Consider the following 18,152-nt stretch of genomic DNA (forward strand, 5'->3'; position numbering starts at 1 on the left):
CCCCGACCGGCCCGACGCCGGTCCGGCACCGCCCGGTCGCTGCCCGGTGCCACGAGAGCCTTGTACCCCCGATTCGCGCGCGGGCACGGGCTCGCGGCCGGGTTGTCGGCGCGGACCACCACCGCCGTCGCCCCCGGCCCGGCCGCTGAGGTGCGGTCGGCCCGGCCGCGGAGGACCGCCGCCGCGGCGCCCGCCCGGCCCCGGCGGACCCGCCGCAGGTCACGGGGGCGGGCGCGCCTACGATCTGTGCTGTGAACGACGACTTCCGCGGGGCCGCACGGGCGGCCGCAGACCTGGTGGCCGACTACCTCGACGCGCTGCCGGACCGTCCGGTGTGGCAGCCGATGGACCCGGCGGAGCGCACCGCGCTGCTCGACCTCCCGCTGCCCGAGGAGGGCGCGCCGCTGGCGGCGCTGCTGGAGACCGTCGAGCGGCGGATCATGCCGCACCCGATGGGCAACGGGAACCCGCGCTTCTTCGGCTGGGTGAACTCCGCCCCGCAGCCCGCCGGCGTGCTCGCCACGCTGGCCGCGAGCGCGATGAACCCCAGCTCGGCCGGCGGCGACCACGCCGACGTGCACCTGGAGCGCGCGGTGGTGCGCTGGATCGCCGAGCTGGTCGGCTTCCCGCACCCGCCCGGCGGCGGCGTCCTGACCTCCGGCACCTCGATGGCCACCATCGTCTGCCTGGCCGCCGCCCGCGGCCGGGCCGCCCGCAGGGCCGGCCGGGACGTCCGCGAGGACGGCCTGGCGGGCCTGCCCCCGCTGGTCGGCTACGTCACCGGCGAGGCGCACAGCTGCGTGCGCAAGGCCGCCGAGCTGCTGGGCCTGGGCTCCAAGCACCTGCGCACCGTCGCCTCCGACGCCGAGGGCCGCCTCCGCCTGGACGCCCTGGAGGCCGCGATCGCCGAGGACCGCGCCGCCGGCCGGCTGCCCTTCCTGGTGGTGGCCTCCGCGGGCACCGTCGGCACCGGCGCGGTCGACCCGCTCACCCCGATCGCCGACCTGGCCGAGCGCGAGGGCCTGTGGTTCCACGTGGACGGCGCGTACGGGGCGTTCGGCGTGCTGGACGGGACCATCGCGCACCGCTACGCGGGCATGGAGCGGGCCGACTCGCTGGCCCTGGACCCGCACAAGTGGCTGGGCGTGCCGGTCGACTGCGGCTGCGCGCTGGTGCGCGACGCCGAGGAGCTGCGCGGCACCTTCAGCCTCGTCCCGTCCTACCTGCGCGACGACGCGGCCGGCGACCTCGGCTGGTTCTCCGAGTACGGCACCGAGCAGACCCGCCCGTTCCGCTCGTTGAAGGTCTGGGCGTCCATCGCCCACCGCGGCCGCTCCGGCGTCGCCCGGGACATCGCGCACTGCACCGCGCAGGCCCGGCAGCTGGGCGGGTGGATCGACGCGGACCCGGAGCTGGAGCTCGTCGCCCCGGTGGAGACCTCGATCGTGGCCTTCCGCCACCGCCCCGCCGGGCTGGACGAGGAGGGCGTGCAGAAGCTCAACTCGCTGCTCCCGGTGGCCGTCCAGCGGCGCGGCCGGGTCTTCGTCACCGGCGCCGTGCACCAGGGCCGGGAGATGCTCCGGGCCTGCCTGCTGAACGCCTCCACCACCGAGGCGGACCTGCGGCTGCTGCTGGACGAGGTGAAGTCCGCCGGGGCGGAACTCCTGGACCGGTGCCGTACGTCCAACTGATCGCGGGCGCGGATCAGCGCCGATCCGAGCGGGCCCGCGGAGACATTTACCGTCAGGTCACGGGGGATTCGTGATCGTGAAACAGCGGAGCGCCACCATGCAGGCATGGACACCATGGCGTACACCCACGGCACCGGCACCGAGGACCAGCAGGAGCGGCGGCGCAAGCGGGGGCACCGCTGGCGCCGGGAGACGGTCGAGCTGGCGGCGGTCTTCGCCGCCGTCGCCGCCGCCGACCTGGTCGCCAACGTCGTCGTGCACGGCAACGACGGACCGGTGCTGCTGGGCGCCTCCGCCGCGGCCATGCTCGCCACCGCGCTGTTCCGCGGCTGGCTCGCCCACCGGCACCCGCACGGGCCGCCCGGGGCGTCCGCACCGCCGGGCGGCGGGGCGGTGAACGCGCCGGAGGAGCCGACCGCGCTGTGGCGGCTGCGCACCAGCGTCTCCGACGCCCCCGGCAGCCTGGCCCGGGTGTGCACGGCGCTGGCCGCGCTGCGGGTCAACATCGTCTCCATGCAGGCCCACCCGCTGCCCGACTGCACCGTGGACGAGTTCATCCTGCGCACCCCGGCGGAGCTGCCCCGCACCGAGCTGGCCGCAGCCGTCGCCGCCGCCGGCGGCTGGGACATCTGGACCGACCAGGCCGACGCCCACGAACTCGTGGACGTCCCCCGCCAGGTCCTCGCCCTGGCCACCCGCACCGCCCTGGACGCCGCCGAACTCCCGGTCGCCCTGCGCCAGCTGTTCGGACGCGCCACCATCCGGCAGTACCCCGGCCGCGGCGACGACACCCCGGCCGGCCTGGAAGGGCACCTGATGCGCCTGCCGCTGCCCGGCGGCGACCTGCTCGAACTCTCCCGCCCGCACCTGCCGTTCACGCCCACCGAGTTCGCCCGGGCCCGCGCCCTGGTCGAACTGGACACCGTGCTGGGCCCGCGCGTCCCCGCGGTCGCCGCCCGGATCGGCCGGCTCGACGGCGCCGAGCTCACCGTCCGCCGGGCCTCCCCCGGGGACAAGGCCGCCGCGCTGGCCATGCACGCCCGCTGCTCCGCGGAGTCGCTGCGCCGCCGCTACCACGGCCCGGTCCGGGACGCCGACCGCTACCTCGACCACCTGCTGGACCCGCGCCACGGCCAGACCCTCGCCGTCGAGACCTCGGACGGCCGCCTGGTCGCCCTCGCCCACCTGATGTGGGACGACGAGGGCGCCGAGATCGCCCTGCTGGTCGAGGACGCCTGGCAGCGCCGCGGCCTGGGCGTCGACCTGGTGCGCCGGATGGCCGCCCTCGCCCTGGAGGCGGGCGTGCGGACCGTCTACGCCGTCACCACCTCCGCCAACACCGGCCTGATCTCCACCATGCGCCGGCTCTCCGCCCCGCTCGACTACCAGGTCGAGGACGGCACCCTGGTCATCACCGCCCACCTCGCCGAGGCCACCGAGAAGCTCCCCGCTCCCTGGCCCGCCCGCTGAGGCTCCCGCCCGGGGCCCGCCGCCGGGAGCCCCGGCGGCGGGCCCCGCCGTTCTCCCCCGGGCCCCCGGCGGAGGGCCGCGCTGCTGCCGAAGGGCTGAGCTCGCGCCGCCGGTTGTCGCCCCTGCTCAAGTGTGCGGGCGGGAGTCGGTAGGCTGAGCCCGTCCCCGCCGCCCGCGGATCGTCGAACGCCCCGGGCGGTGCCGCAGCAAGGAGGAACCCCTGAGCATGCCAGGCACCGATTCGGAAGCCCCGCGCGACGCCTCGCTGCCCGCCCGCGCGAAGATCGCCGTGACGGCCGGCAAGATGGCCGCAGCGCTCTCCCAGAAGGCGGGCCGCGGCAGCGGCTCGGTGATCGGCGGCAAGGTCGCGCTCAAGCTCGACCCGGACCTGCTGGCGACCCTCACCGAGCACCTGGACGTGGTCCTGGTCAGCGCCACCAACGGCAAGACCACCACCACCCGGCTGATCGCCGAGGCGCTGCGGGCGGCCGGCCCGGTGGTCTCCAACGCGCTGGGCGCGAACATGCCGGCCGGCATCACCGGCGCGCTGGCCGGCGGCACCAGCGCCCGCTTCGGCGTGATCGAGGTGGACGAGAAGTACCTGCCGATGGTCGCCCGGGACACCCGGCCGAAGGCCATAGCGCTGCTGAACCTCTCCCGCGACCAGCTGGACCGCGCCGCCGAGACCCGGATGATGGCCGAGAAGTGGCGCGAGGGCCTCAAGGACACCGACGCGGTGATCATCGCCAACGCGGACGACCCGCTGGTGACCTGGGCCGCCTCGTCCTGCAAGAAGGTGGTCTGGGTGGCCGCCGGGCAGGCGTGGAAGGAGGACGCCTGGTCGTGCCCGTCCTGCGGCGGCGTGATGCAGCGCCCGGGCGACGACTGGTTCTGCGGCGAGTGCGGCTTCCGCCGCCCGAACCCGCACTGGGCGCTCCAGGGCACCCACGTGATCGACCCGCACCGCGGCGCCTGGCCGATCCAGCTCCAGCTGCCGGGCCGCGCCAACCTGGCGAACGCCACCAGCTCGGCCGCCGTCGCGGCGGTCTTCGGGGTGGCCCCGCAGGTCGCGCTGGAGCGGATGCAGGCGGTGGCCGCGGTGGCCGGCCGCTACGACGTGGTGCAGTTCCGCGGCCGGGACATCCGGCTGCTGCTGGCGAAGAACCCGGCCGGCTGGCTGGAGACCTTCTCGCTGATCGACGGGCCGCCCACCCCGGTGGTCCTGTCGGTGAACGCGCTGGACGCCGACGGCACCGACACCTCCTGGCTGTGGGACGTCGACTACGAGCGGCTGTCCGGCCACCCGATCTTCGTGATGGGCCAGCGCAAGCTCGACCTGGCGGTCCGCCTGGAGGTCGCCAACCTCCAGTTCCAGGTGGTCGACTCGCTCGCCCAGGCGGTGGAGGCCGCCCCGGCCGGCCGGATCGAGGCCATCGCCAACTACACCGCCTTCCAGCAGCTGCGCAAGGCCGTGGTGGTCTGATGAGCGACCAGTACTACGGGCAGCAGCCGCAGTTCGGTGACCAGGGGGGCTACGGCCAGCCGCAGCCCTACCCCGGACAGCAGTACGGCGAGCAGCAGTACGGCGGACAGCAGCAGCAGTACGACCAGCAGTACGGTCAGCCGCAGCCGCAGCAACACCAGCAGCACCAGCAGCACCAGCAGCAGTACGGACAGCAGCCGCCGCAGCAGTACGAGCAGCAGGCGCCGCAGCAGCAGTACGGCGGGGGCGCGCCGCAGCGGCCCGCGTCCCAGCAGCAGTTCGGGAGGTCTTCGAGGATGAGCGAGAGCAGCCTGCGGGTGGTCTGGGTGTACCCGGACCTGCTGTCGACGTACGGCGACCGCGGCAACGCGCTGGTGGTGGAGCGGCGGGCGCGCCAGCGCGGCCTCGGGGTGCAGCGGATCGACGTGCGCTCCGACCAGTCGGTGCCGACCAGCGGCGACATCTACCTGATCGGCGGCGGCGAGGACCGGCCGCAGCGGCTGGCGGCGGAGCGGCTGCGCAACGACGGCGGGCTGGTCCGGGCGGCCGAGAACGGCGCGATCATCTTCTCGGTCTGCGCGGGCTTCCAGATCCTGGGCCACGAGTTCGTCAACGACCTCGGCGAGCGCGAGGCGGGCCTGGGCCTGCTGGACGTGTGGACCGCGCGCGGCGAGGGCGCCCGCTGCGTGGGCGACGTGCTGGCGGACGTCGACCCGCAGCTGAACCTGCCGCAGCTGACCGGCTTCGAGAACCACCAGGGCATCACCCACCTCGGCGAGGGCGTCAGCCCGCTGGCCACCGTCCAGGTCGGCCGGGGCAACGGCACCGGCGACGGCACCGAGGGCGCCTGGCGCGACACCGTGTTCGGCACCTACCTGCACGGCCCGGTGATGGCCCGCAACCCCGCCGTCGCCGACATGCTGATCAAGCTGGCGCTGGACGTGAACGCGCTGCCGCCGGCCGACACCACCTGGTACGACGCGCTGCGCACCGAGCGGATCGCCGCGGCCCGCCCGGCGTGAGCGGGTGGGCCCGCCCGGCCCGGGCGCGCGGCCCGGTACGGCTCGGCCGCGCGTTCATCCGCGCGTAAGCCGAGGTCACGGTGGGGGACGGCTGACCGCCATGTGGTCAGCCGTCCCCCCGTGGGACAACTTCATAGGAGAATAGGAGAGCCCGGACGCAACACCCTCCTCGGCGGTCGGGTCGCAGTTACGTGTGGTGCGTCGAGGAAGCCGCTCCCGCGTCGGTTTCGGCCCGGCCGGACGCAGGAACCGTATGCTGTGCAGCAGGTCAGTTTCGGACGAGATGTCCGATTCCCACCCACCAGTCCGGCCGTCCGATCCTGCTCGGGAGTTGGCAAAGCAATGCGTATTGGTGTCCTGACCAGCGGCGGTGACTGCCCCGGCCTGAACGCCGTCATCCGTTCCGTGGTCCACCGGGGGGTGGTCGACCACGGCGACGAGATCATCGGCTTCGAGGACGGCTGGCGCGGTCTCCTGGAGGGCGTGCACCGTCCGCTGACGCTCGACTCGGTGAGCGGCATCCTCGCCCAGGGCGGCACGATCCTGGGCTCGTCCCGGGTCCAGCCCAGCCACCTGCGCGACGGTGTGGAGCGCGCCAAGCGGCACTGCGCCGACCTGGGCATCGACGCGGTCATCCCGATCGGCGGCGAGGGCACCCTGAAGGCCGCGAAGCTGATGAGCGACGCGGGCCTGCCGGTGATCGGCGTGCCGAAGACCATCGACAACGACATCGCCTGCACCGACGTCACCTTCGGCTTCGACACCGCCGTCTCGGTGGCCACCGAGGCACTGGACCGGCTGAAGACCACCGCCGAGTCGCACCAGCGCGTCATGGTGGTCGAGGTGATGGGCCGGCACACCGGCTGGATCGCGCTGAACGCGGGCATGGCGGCCGGTGCGCACGCCATCGTCGTCCCGGAGCGCCCGTTCCACATCGACAAGCTGACCGAGATGGTGCGCGAGCGCTTCGACCGGCAGAAGAAGTTCGCGATCGTGGTCTGCGCCGAGGGCGCCAAGCCCGAGCCCGGCACCATGCCGTGGGAGGAGGGCACCAAGGACATGTACGGCCACGAGCGGTTCACCGGCATCGCCACCCAGCTCTCCCGCGAGCTGGAGCACCGGCTCGGCAAGGAGGCCCGTCCGGTGATCCTGGGCCACACCCAGCGCGGCGGCACCCCGACCGCGTACGACCGGGTCCTGGCCACCCGCTTCGGCTGGCACGCGGTGGAGGCCGCCCACAAGGGCGCGTTCGGCCACATCACGGCGCTGCAGGGCACCGAGATCAAGCTGGTGCCGCTGGGCGAGGCGGTGGCGGAGCTGAAGACCGTCCCGGCGGAGCGCTACCGGGAGGCCGAGACCGTCATCTGACGGCCGGTCGGCTCCCGCCCCACCGAACGGTGCGCCGGGGGCGCGTCGCGGCCCGCCCGCCCGCTCCCCCGGCGATAGCCTCACCGCATGGAGATCCTCGCCTACGGCGTCCAAGCAGACGAACGACCGCTCCTGGAACGGGCCTTCGCGGACCGCCACGCCCTGCGCGCCCTGGCGGTGTTCCTCAACCGCGACACCGCCCCCCTCGCCGCCGGCTACCCCGCCGTCAGCACCAGCGTCAACGACGAACTCGACGCCGACGTGCTCACCGTGCTCGCCGCGGGCGGCACCGAGTTGATCGCCCAGCGCTCCACCGGCTTCAACAACATCGACCTCGACGCCGCCGCCGAACTCGGCCTCACCGTCGCCCGGGTCTCCCACTACAGCCCCTACGCCGTCGCCGAGCACGCCTGGGCCCTCGCGCTCGCCGTCAACCGGCGGCTCACCCGCGCCGCCAACCGCTCCCGCGAGTTCGACTTCCGCCTCGACGGCCTCCTCGGCCGCGACGTCCACGGCATGACCGTCGGCGTCATCGGCACCGGCAAGATCGGCGAGTGCTTCGCCCGCATCGCCGCCGGCTTCGGCACCCGCCTCCTCGGCTGGGACATCGCCGAGAACCCCGCCTGCCTCGAACTCGGCATGACCTACACCGAACTCCCCGAACTCCTCTCCCGGGCCGACCTGATCAGCCTGCACGTCCCCCTCCTCCCCACCACCCACCACCTGATCGACACCGCCGCCCTCGCCCGGATGAAGGACGACGCCATCCTGGTCAACTCCAGCCGCGGCGGCCTCGTCGACAGCGCCGCCCTGGTCGAGGCCCTCCGCACCGGGCGCCTCTCCGGCGTCGGCCTCGACGTCTACGAGGAGGAGACCGGCGTCTTCTTCACCGACCAGTCCCTCCAGGGCATCACCGACGACACCCTCGCCCGCCTCATCACCTTCCCCCAGGTCCTCGTCACCAGCCACCAGGCCTACTACACCCACACCGCCGTCCACCAGATCATCGACACCACCGTCCGCAACGTCGACGACCACGCCGGCGGCCGCACCAACGAGAACACCCTCGTGCCCAGGCCGTGACCCGGGTACGCCCCGCCCGGCAGCCCCGGCCCGGCCCGCCCCGCAGAACGCGCGGCCGGACGGCCGCGCGCCCCGCCGGGCACCGGGCGGGAGCCCGGCCGCTACCGCGTCAGCAGCTCCTCCAGGACGTCCGCCCCCTTCGAGGCGCCGCCCGCCCCGCGCACGATCCGGCGCAGGGCCGCCGCCCGGGGGCGGCAGGACCGGGCCTCCCGGACGGCGTCGCGCAGGCCCCGCACGGTCGGCTCGGCGAGCGTCCTGCCGACCCCCAGCTCCTCCGCCCGCAGGGCGATCGCCCGCTGTTCCGGGATCTGCGGCACCGCCACGACGGGCACCCCGTGGTGGAGCGACTCCATCACCGAGTTCATCCCGGCGTGGCTCAGGAACACCTCGGCGTGCCGCAGCACCGCCACCTGCGGCACGTGCGCGTGCACCTCGACGTTGGCCGGGACCGGGCCCAGCGACTCCCGGTCCAGCCCGCCCACCGCCATGACGACCTGCCAGTCGCCGCCCCCGAACGCCTCGACGCAGGTCCGGTAGAACGCGGGCCGGTCGTTGAAGACGGTTCCCAGCGAGATCAGCAGCACCGGGGCCCGCGACCGGGGGCTCCACTCCTCGGCGGCCTGCCGGCCGCTCAGCGACGGCCCGACGAAGTGGAAGCGCCCGTCGAAGGTGTCCCCCGCCGGCTGGAACTCGCGGGGGACGAACACCAGGCTCGTCGGGGGCACGTGACCGAACATCAGGTCCGGGCCGTCCAGGAAGGCGTGGCCCTGCGCGAACTTCCCCATGTCCTGGACCGCCGCCACCAGCCGGGGGTGGGCGTGGTCGAAGTCGGCCGGCAGGTACACCTGCGCCGCCGAGAAGGACTCGTTCTCCGCGAAGGTCGGCACCAGGGCGACCTCCCGCACCCCGAGCAGGTTCGCCAGCATCCTCCCGGTGAAGGTCACCGAGTCGTAGCACACCGCGTCCGGCGGGTCGGCCGCGAAGTGCGCGGCCAGGACCGGGAAGGCGGCGCGCGCGTCGTCGAGGTAGTACTCCATCGTCACGGCGAGCTGTTCCGCCGTGAACTCCCCGCGCTCCGCCATGCCGGGCGGCAGCTGCGAGGGCAGGGTCACCGGCGACGCCCCGGCGGCGACGGCGGCGCCCACGGCGGCCGGTCCGGTGGCGTAACTGACCCGGTGACCGCGCCGGACCAGCTCCTCGACCAGCGGCAGGGTCGGGTTGACGTGCCCGGACGCGGGCGCGCTCACGAAGGCGAAGTGGGCCATCAGTCCTCCTCCAGGATGACCGGCAGGGTCCTGTGGCCGTTGGTGAAGAAGGAACCCAGCGGTTCGAGCGCGGACGACGGGACGGCCAGCCGCAGCCCGGGGAACCGGGAGAACAGCGCGGACAGCGCCGTCGTCGCCTCCAGTTTCGCCAGCGGACTGCCGAGGCAGAAGTGCACGCCGTGCCCGAAGGCGAGGTGGTCGGCCCGCGACGGCCGGGCGACGGAGAAGTCCTCCGCGTCGGCCCCGTGCTGCGCCGGGTCGCGGCCGGCCGCGCCGAAGGACAGCAGGATCGCCTCGCCCTTGCCGATCCGCACGCCGTCCGCGGCGATGTCCTCCACGGCGTAGCGCAGCGGCAGGTTCGGCACCGGTGCCTGCCAGCGCAGGGTCTCGTCCACCACGTCCTCCCACGTGCTGGTCCCGGACCGGACCAGGGCGAGCTGGGACGGGTGGGTGGCCAGCGCGTGGACGGCGTGGTCGAGCAGGTTGACCGTCGTCTCGAAGCCGGCGGAGATGGTCAGCAGCAGGGTGTCCAGCAGTTCCCGCTCGGACAGCCGGGTGCCGTCCGCCTCCTGCGCGGCGATCAGGTCGCTGGTCAGGTCGTCGCCGGGGTCGCGCCGTTTGGCGGCCACCAGGTCCTTGAGCAGCATGTACAGCTCGCCGGAGGCGGCCTGCACCCCCGCCGGGTCCGCGTCGAGGCTGAACACCGCGTCCACCAGCCGGCGCAGGTCCGCGCCCGTCGCCGCGCTCACCCCGAACAGTCCGGTGATGACCTGGATCGGCAGCGGGAACGCGAACCGCGCCCGCAGGTCGACCGGCTGCCCCGGCGGCACCGCGGCCAGGTCGGCGATCAGGCCGGCCGTGATCTCCTCGACGCGCGGCCGGGTCGCCTCGATGCGGCGCGGGGTGAACGCCTTGGCCACCAGGCTGCGCAGCCTGGTGTGGTCGGCCCCGTAGGCGGTGAACATGTTCTGCATCGCGACCCACATGATCAGCGGCCAGTCCGGCGGGATGTCCCCGTCGCGCCACATCGGCCAGTGCTTGTTCGCATCCTTGGAGACCCTCGGGTCGAGCAGCAGCTTCTTCGCCAGGTCGTGCCCGGTGACGGCCCAGGCCGGCACCCCGCCGGGCAGCCGGACGCGGGTGGCCGGGCCCCGCTCGCGCAGGGCGGTGGCCTCGCCGAAGACGTCGCCGCCCGAGGGGTCGATGACGTAGGCGTCGGCGGACGGGGCCTGCGCGCGCACCGCGCGCACCGGTTCGGTGAAGGTGGTGGCGGTGCGGGGCCGGGGCGGTTCGGTGACCTCCAGCAGGGCCGCGGTGAACCGCGACCCCATGCCGAGGCCGATCGACATGACGGTGTCGCCGGGCTTGAGCGTCTCGTCGTGCAGCAGGTGGTCGATGCCGAGCAGTTGGTCGCACGGCCCGACGTGGCCGAGCTCGCGCAGCATCGGCCAGGTGGTGCGGCCCAGGTCGATGCCGAGCGGTTCCAGCACGACGACCTCCAGCTGGGCCAGGCCCAGGCCGGTGACGACGAACCTGGTGATGTCGGGAATGCCGACGCCGCCCTCCTTGGCGGCCTGCTCGACCGCGGTGACCAGGGCCCCGCTCATCAGCGTCAGGTACGGCGCCAGGCCGGTGACCTCGATCGGCGTGCGGTTCCGGTGGCCCGCGGGGTCCGGGATCGTCGGGGTGGCGAGGACCTCCATCTGGGTCGCGGAGCTGTTGGCGGTCGCGACCAGCCGCGCCCGGCCGGACTCGCGGTTGAGGACGGCCGCGGCCGCGCCGTCGGCCAGGAAGATCCCGATGCTGGGCTGCCAGCGTTCCCAGCGCGGCGGCAGGAACCGGGCGGTGGCGGTGACCAGGGTCGCGGTCGCGGCCGGGTCGGCCACCAGGTGCGCGGCGGCGGACTGCAGCGCGGCCGAGCCGCCGTTGCTGGTCGCCTCGACCTCGTAGACGAGGGCGTGGCCGAGGCCGAGGACGCGCTGCAGGTGGCAGGAGGACGCCATGTGGTCCTGGTGGTCCATCTGGGCGTAGGCGGCCATGGCGATGTCGGCGCCGGTGAGGCCGGACTCGCGCAGGGCGCCGATCGCCGCGTGCACGGCCATCGCGTGCTCGGTGACGTCGTCGGAGCTGGTGAACGACACGAAGTCCGACAGCGCGAGCAGCCGCCGCATGGTCGCGGTGTCCGGCACGGCCCGCGTCGCGGGCGTGCGGGGCGGCAGGTACCGTCCCGTTCCGCCGATGTAGACGTTGTCCCAGATCATGCGTGGTCCTTTCCCCTGAGTTCGGACAGCCCGGCGCCGTAGCCGGTGAAGTCGAGGAGCCAGGTGCTGATGGCCAGCGCCGTGGCCGCGGAGTGCTCCTCCAGGACGGTGAAGTGGTCGCCCGGGACGGTGAGCACGTCCTGCGCGGTGGTGGACAGCCGGGGCCACGGACGCTTCCCGGTGCCCACCAGCAGCACCGGCGCGGTGACGGGCTCCGGGGCGCCGGCCAGGTCGAGGTAGCGGCCCATGGCGACCAGCCGGTCGTCGTCGACCGGCTGGACCTGGTGGCCGGCGTCGAGCATGCCGGTGAGCACGCCCGGCAGGTCGTCGGGGTAGCCGTCGATGAGCACCACCGCGCTGGGCCGGGCCCCGCGCCGCTCCAGTTCCCCGGCGGTCGCCAGCGCCAGCCACCCGCCCACCGAGCGGCCGACCAGCACCGGCGCGGCGACCGCCGACGCGGCATCGGCGAGTGCGCGGACCAGGACGTCGGCGTCCGCGGGCAGCGGGTCGCCGGCGAAGCCCGGCAGGGTGACCGCCGTGACGTCGCGGGCGGCCTCCAGCGCGGCGGCGAACCGCCCGTACTCCTCGATGCCGCCGGACGCCAGCGCGGACGGCAGGCAGACCAGCGGGGGCTGGAGGAAGCCGGTCGCGAGGGCGACCGCCCCGGCCTCGGGCGCGTCGGTGGCCGGGGCCAGCCGGGACGCCGTGGCGAGCAGGTCGAGGCCGTCCTGCGCGCGGCCCACGTCGAGGGCCTTGCGCAGCAGGCGCTCCATCGGCCCGGTGGCCCGGTTCTCCGGCGAGCACAGCTGCCCGTAGAGGTGGTGGACGAGCTGTTCGGGCGTCGGGAAGTCGAAGACGAGGGTCGCCGGGAGCTGGAGCCCGGTGGCCGCGTTGAGCCGGTTGCGCAGCTCGATGGCGGTCAGCGAGTCGACGCCGTGGTCGCGGAACGGCTGACGCGGGTCGTCGATCCCGCCGGGGGCCATCCCGAGGATGCCCGCGCTGTGCCCGACGACCAGGTCGAGCAGCAGCGCGCGCTGCTCGGGCTCGGGCAGGGTGTCGAGCCGGGCCCGCAGCTCGCCCGGGTCGCCCGGGTCGCCCGGGCCGGCCCCCGGTGCCGGCGCGCGCCGCGGCCGGGCGAGTGCGCGCAGCAGCGCGGGCGGGGTGTCGATCGCCGCGAGGTCGAGGCGGACCGGCACCAGCGCCGGGCGTCCGCCGGCCAGGGCGGTGTCGAACAGGCCGAGGGCCTGCTCGGTGGCCAGCGGCAGCATGCCGGTCCTCGCCAGTCGGCGGCGGTCCGCCTCGGTCAGGTTCCCGGTGATGCCGCTGGACTCGGCCCACTGGCCCCAGGCGAGGGAGGCGGCCGGCAGGCCGCGCGCGTGCCGGTGCTCGGCGAGCGCGTCGAGGAACGCGTTCGCGGCCGCGTAGTTGGCCTGCCCGGGGGCGCCGAACACCCCGGCCGCCGAGGAGAACAGCACGAACGCCCGCAGGTCCAGGTGCTCGGTGGCCTCGTGCAGGTGCCACGCGGCATCGGCCTTCGCGCGCAGCACCGTGTCGACCTGCTCCGGTGCCATTGTCGCCACCAGGGCGTCGTCGACGACCCCGGCGGCGTGCACGACGGCCCGCAGGTCGGGGATCGAGGCGACGAGGTCCCGCAGTGCCGCGCGGTCGCCGGCGTCGCAGGCGACCACGGTGAGGGCGGCGCCCAGCTCCTGCCGGAGCCCGGGCGGCTCGACGCCGCGGCGGCCGGCGAGCACCACGTGCCGGGCGCCGTGCCGGGCGACCAGGTGCCGGGCGACCAGGACGCCGAGGGTGCCGGTGCCGCCGGTGATCAGCACGGTGCCGTCCAGGGGCGCGCCGTCCAGGGGCCCGGCAGTCCCGGTCGGGGCGGGCGGGGCGGCCCGCACCAGCCTCGGTACGAGGGCGGTGCCGTCGCACAGCCGGATCTCGGGCTCGCCGTCGGCCACGGCGGCGCGCACCGCGGCGGGGACCGCCCGCCGCGAGGCGGCCGTGCCGTCGTGCCGGACGGTCAGGATGCGCCCGGGGTGCTCGTGCTGCGCGCTGCGCAGGAAGCCGCGGGCGGCGGCCGAGGCCAGGTCGTCGCCGGTGAGGACCACGAGCCGGGCCGGCGTGTCGGTGGCCAGGAACTCCCGGACCCGGCCGAGCAGTTCCCGGGTCACCGCGTGGGCGGCGGTGACCGGTTCGCCCTCGCCGGCGACCTCGTGGAGGACCGTCTCGGTGCCCGGGCCGTCCGGTGCCGCCATCGGGATCCAGTCGACGGCGAACAGCGTGTTCGGCCGGGGCCCGGCCCCGGGACCCGCCGCTTCGACGGGCCGCAGGACGATCTCGTCGATGCTGACGACCGGCGTCCCGGCGGTGTCGGTGATCCGCACCGCGCAGGTGTCCGGCCCGGTCGGGTGCAGCACCACGCGGACCGTCGCGGCCGACCCGGTGACCGTCACGCCGGAGAACGAGAAGGGCAGCCGCGCCGGACTGCCGCCGTCCTCGGCCCCGGGACCGGCGAGCAGGGTCAGCGGCTGGATGGCGGCGTCCAGGAGCGCGGGGTGGACGCGGTAGCCGGTGAGCTGCCCGGGGTCCGCCGGGAAGCTCGCCTCGGCGTGCAGGTCCGCGCCGTGCCGCCGGACGCCGGTGAGTCCCCGGAAGGTCGGTCCGTAGTCGTAGCCGGCTTCGGCGAGCCGGTCGTAGAGCGCGCCGATGTCGATCGGCGCGGCCTCGTCGGCGTCCGTGCCGGGCGCGTCCGTGCCGGGCTCGTCGGCCCGGTCGGCCCGGTCGGCCCGGTCCGTCGGCGGGCTGAGCACGCCGGTCGCGTGGCGGGTCCACTCGTCGGGCTCGGCGGAGGTGCGGGAGTGGACGGTGACGGGTCGGCGTCCGGTGTCGTCGGGCGCGCCGACGGTGACCTGCACGTGCACGCCGTCACGCTCGGACAGTACGAGCGGCGCCTCCAAGACCAGTTCGGACAGGACGGGGCTGGCCGCGTGCCCGCCGGCGTGGACGGCCAGGTCCACGAACGCCATCGCGGGCAGCAGGGGCGAGCCCGCGATGACGTGTTCGGCGAGCCACGGGTGGGCGGACCCGGAGAGCTTCCCGGTCAGCACCACGCCCTGCCCGTCGGGGAGCTTCACCAGGGACCGCAGCAGCGGGTGGTCGGGCGTGTCGGGGCCCTCCGCCGGGGTGGTGGGCCGGAGCCAGTAGTGCTGGTGCTGGAACGGGTACGAGGGCACCCGTGCGTCCGGCTCACCGACCGGCGGGGTCCAGTCCACCGCGCCGTCCGCCCACAACCGCCCCAGACCCGCGAACAGCCGCTCCACGGAGTCACCGTGACGCCGCATCAAGCCGTTCGGCACCAGCGACGGATGCGGACCCACCTCCACGAACCCCGTGACGCCCTGGCCCGACAGCCACTCCATCGCGTCGGCGAACCGCACCGGCTCCCGCACCTGCCGCACCCAGTAGCCCGGCTCCCCCATGTCCACCGGATGTCCGGCCACCGTGGAGACCACCGGGACCACCGGCACACCGAACGACAACCCCTTAGCAACCTCGGCGAGTTCGTCCAGCACCGGATCCATCCGCGCCGAATGGAACGCGTGACTGACCTCCAGCCGCCGCACCCGCCGCCCACGACCCCGCCACACCTCGGCGACCGCCAGCACCGCCGCCTCGTCACCCGACACCACCACCGCGTCCGCCGCGTTGACCGCCGCCACCTCCACACCCGGCACCAGCGACCCCGCCACCTCCTGGACCGACGCCTGCACCGACACCATCGCCCCGCCACCGGGCAGCCCCTGCATCAACCGGCCCCGCGCCCCCACCAGGGCACAGGCGTCCTCCAGCCCCAAAACCCCCGCCACGTGGGCCGCCGCCACCTCGCCCACCGAATGCCCCACCACGAAATCCGGCCGAACCCCCAACCACTCCACCAACCGAAACAGCGCCACCTCCAACGCGAACACCCCGGCCTGCGTGAACCGCGTCTGCCCCAACACCCCCTCCCCGTCCTCGAACAACACCTCCACCGGCAACCCCAACACCCCGCACACCTCGTCCAACACCCCCGCGAACACCGGAAACACCCCGTACAGACCCCGCCCCATCCCCGCCCACTGACCACCCTGACCGGAGAACACGAACGCCGACTTCCCCGAGTCGCGGGCCTCGCCGGTCACCAGCCCGGGATGCGCCTCACCCCGGACCAGGGCCGCCAGGGCCTCCGGTCCGGTCAGCACGGCCCGGTGGGCGAATCGGGCCCGCGCGGCGAGCGCGGCGGCGATTCCGTCCGCGTCCGCGTCGGGGGCCCCGGCCGCGTGCGCCTGTAGCCTGCGGGCCTGGGCCCGGAGCGCCTGCGCGGACTTGGCCGACAGCAGCCACGGCACCGGCGCGACGGCGGCGGGCGCGGACGTGGGGGTGACAGGGGAGTCGGAGGATGTCTCCTCCGCCGGGTCCGGGTCCGGTGCCTCCAGGATCACGTGCGCGTTGGTGCCGCTGATGCCGAACGCCGAGACGCCCGCACGGCGGGGACGCCCGGTCTCCGGCCACGGCCGGGCCTCGGTCAGCAGGGCGACCCGGCCCGCCGACCAGTCGACGTGCGAGGTCGGCGCGTCCACGTGCAGGGTTCGCGGCAACTGCCCGTGCCGCATCGCCATCACCATCTTGATCACACCCGCGACGCCCGCCGCCGCCTGCGTGTGCCCGATGTTCGACTTCACCGACCCCAACCACAGCGGCTCGGAACGGTCCTGACCGTACGTCGCCAGCAGCGCCTGCGCCTCGATCGGATCACCGAGGGTCGTGCCGGTGCCGTGCGCCTCCACCGCGTCCACCTCGGACCCCGACAACCCGGCGTTGGCGAGCGCCTGCTGGATGACGCGTTCCTGGGAGGGGCCGTTGGGCGCGGTCAGGCCGTTGGACGCGCCGTCCTGGTTGACCGCCGAGCCCCGCACCACCGCCAGCACCCGGTGACCGTTGCGGCGGGCGTCCGACAGGCGTTCCAGCAGCACCAGGCCGACGCCCTCGCCCCAGCCCGTGCCGTCGGCCGCCTCGGCGAACGCCTTCACCCGGCCGTCGGCCGCGAGCCCCCGCTGGCGGGAGAAGTCGATGAAGGCGGCGGGTGTCGCCATCACCGTCACCCCGCCGGCCAGCGCCAGCGAGCACTCACCCGAGCGCAGCGCCTGCGCCGCCAGGTGGATCGCCACCAGCGAGGACGAGCACGCCGTGTCCACCGACACCGCCGGTCCCTCCAGGCCCAGCAGGTAGGACACCCGCCCGGAGGTCACACTCGTCGCCGTGCCGGTGGCCACGTAGCCGTCCGCGTCGCGGGATATCTGGTCCACTCCGCCCGCGTAGCCGGATGCCCAGATGCCGGTGAACACGCCCGTCCGGCTGCCCCGCAACGACGTCGGATCGATCCCCGCGTCCTCGAACGTCTCCCACACCGTCTCCAACAGCACCCGCTGCTGCGGGTCCATCGCCAGCGCCTCACGCGGCGAGATCCCGAAGAACCCGGCGTCGAACCCGCCTGCGGCGTCGAGGAAGCCGCCCCGTCGGGTGTACGACGTCCCCGGACCGCCCGCCGGATCGTAGAGCCGACCCACGTCCCACCCACGATCCGACGGGAACTCACCCACCGCGTCCGCCCCGCCCGCCACCAGATCCCACAACTCCTGCGCCGAGCCCACCCCACCCGGATACCGCGCCCCCAACCCGACCACCACCACCGGATCACCCGACACCACGGCCCCGACCGGCACCGGCGCGGCCGTCCGGCGCTCCTTGCCGAGGACCACCTCCCGCAGGTGTTCGGCCAATCGGGCCGGAGTCGGGTGGTCGAAGACCATCGTCGCCGGCAGCCGCACCCCGACCGCCGTGGACAGCCGGTTGCGCAGTTCCACCGCGGTGAGCGAGTCGAAGCCCAGGTCCTTGAAGGCCAGGTCGGCACCGATCTCGTCGCTGCGCCCCAGCACGGCCGAGGCGTGGGTGCGGACCAGGTCGAGCAGGAGCTCGTGTTGCCGGGCCTCGGGGAGCGATCCCAGCCGGCCCGCCAGTCCGGTGGTCCGCACCGGTGTGCGGGCGCGTGCCAGCGCGCGCAGCACCGGCCGGTCGCCCAGCGCGGACACCTTGAGCACGGCCGCGACCACCGCGGGCTCCGCAGCGTCCAGGCCCCCGTCGAAGAGCCCGAGTCCGTAGTCGGTGGCCATCGGCAGCACCCCGGCGCGGGCGAGGCGTGCACGGTCGGTGTCGGTGAGGTTCCCGGTCAGCCCGCTGTCCTCGGCCCACTGTCCCCAGGCCAGCGACACCCCGGGCAGGCCCAGGGCGCGCCGGTGGGCGGCCAGGCCGTCGAGGTAGGCGTTCGCGGCGGCATAGTTGGCCTGGCCGGGGCTGCCGAGTGTGCCGGCGGCGGAGGAGAAGAGGACGAACGCCGCCAGGTCCCGCTCGCGGGTGAGTTCGTGCAGGTGCCAGGCGGCCCGGGCCTTGGGTTCCCAGACCGCCGC

Annotated in this window: 9 protein-coding genes; 6 read left to right on the forward strand and 3 right to left on the reverse strand. The window is 74.8% G+C overall.

All coding sequences use genetic code 11. The features are described 5' to 3' along the window. The first annotated feature begins 251 nt into the window (after nucleotides 1–251). The 6 genes from K353_RS05905 to K353_RS05930 all read left to right on the forward strand — a co-directional run bounded on the left by K353_RS05905 (nucleotide 252) and on the right by K353_RS05930 (nucleotide 8,117). Entirely contained in the window at nucleotides 252–1,691 is a 1,440-nt protein-coding gene (locus tag K353_RS05905) for a pyridoxal-dependent decarboxylase (RefSeq protein ID WP_233533388.1), read from the forward strand. A gap of 105 nt (nucleotides 1,692–1,796) precedes the next feature. Continuing rightward, on the forward strand, nucleotides 1,797–3,161 hold the full coding sequence (locus tag K353_RS05910; protein WP_199527996.1) for a GNAT family N-acetyltransferase: 1,365 nt from the start codon (nucleotides 1,797–1,799) through the stop codon (nucleotides 3,159–3,161). Between the two features lie 226 nt (nucleotides 3,162–3,387). Continuing rightward, entirely contained in the window at nucleotides 3,388–4,644 is a 1,257-nt protein-coding gene (locus K353_RS05915; RefSeq protein WP_111552479.1) for a MurT ligase domain-containing protein, read from the forward strand. Nucleotides 4,645–4,940: 296 nt separating this feature from the next. Next, on the forward strand, nucleotides 4,941–5,666 hold the full coding sequence (locus tag K353_RS05920; RefSeq protein ID WP_111552525.1) for a type 1 glutamine amidotransferase: 726 nt from the start codon (nucleotides 4,941–4,943) through the stop codon (nucleotides 5,664–5,666). A gap of 342 nt (nucleotides 5,667–6,008) precedes the next feature. Beyond that, on the forward strand, nucleotides 6,009–7,034 hold the full coding sequence (locus K353_RS05925; RefSeq protein ID WP_111552480.1) for a 6-phosphofructokinase: 1,026 nt from the start codon (nucleotides 6,009–6,011) through the stop codon (nucleotides 7,032–7,034). A gap of 87 nt (nucleotides 7,035–7,121) precedes the next feature. Then, complete coding sequence (locus K353_RS05930; protein ID WP_111552481.1) at nucleotides 7,122–8,117, forward strand: 2-hydroxyacid dehydrogenase; 996 nt, start codon at nucleotides 7,122–7,124, stop codon at nucleotides 8,115–8,117. A 101-nt stretch (nucleotides 8,118–8,218) separates the two neighbouring features. Here the strand turns inward: K353_RS05930 and K353_RS05935 are convergent, their stop codons facing one another. From K353_RS05935 to K353_RS34245, 3 genes are all read right to left on the reverse strand, one after another. Further along, on the reverse strand, nucleotides 8,219–9,382 hold the full coding sequence (locus K353_RS05935; protein ID WP_199527997.1) for a macrolide family glycosyltransferase: 1,164 nt from the start codon (nucleotides 9,380–9,382) through the stop codon (nucleotides 8,219–8,221). Then, nucleotides 9,382–11,643 carry a cytochrome P450 gene (locus tag K353_RS37125; protein WP_158585353.1) on the reverse strand — a complete coding sequence of 754 codons (2,262 nt, stop codon included), beginning with the start codon at nucleotides 11,641–11,643 and terminating at the stop codon, nucleotides 9,382–9,384. The genes K353_RS05935 and K353_RS37125 overlap by 1 nt, the downstream gene beginning before the upstream one ends. Beyond that, nucleotides 11,640–18,152: type I polyketide synthase (locus tag K353_RS34245; protein WP_158585354.1), on the reverse strand; the 6,513-nt coding region annotated here is incomplete at its 5' end. The genes K353_RS37125 and K353_RS34245, both read right to left, overlap by 4 nt.

The organism is Kitasatospora sp. SolWspMP-SS2h (assembly GCF_003259315.1).
Taxonomy (GTDB): domain Bacteria; phylum Actinomycetota; class Actinomycetes; order Streptomycetales; family Streptomycetaceae; genus Kitasatospora; species Kitasatospora fiedleri.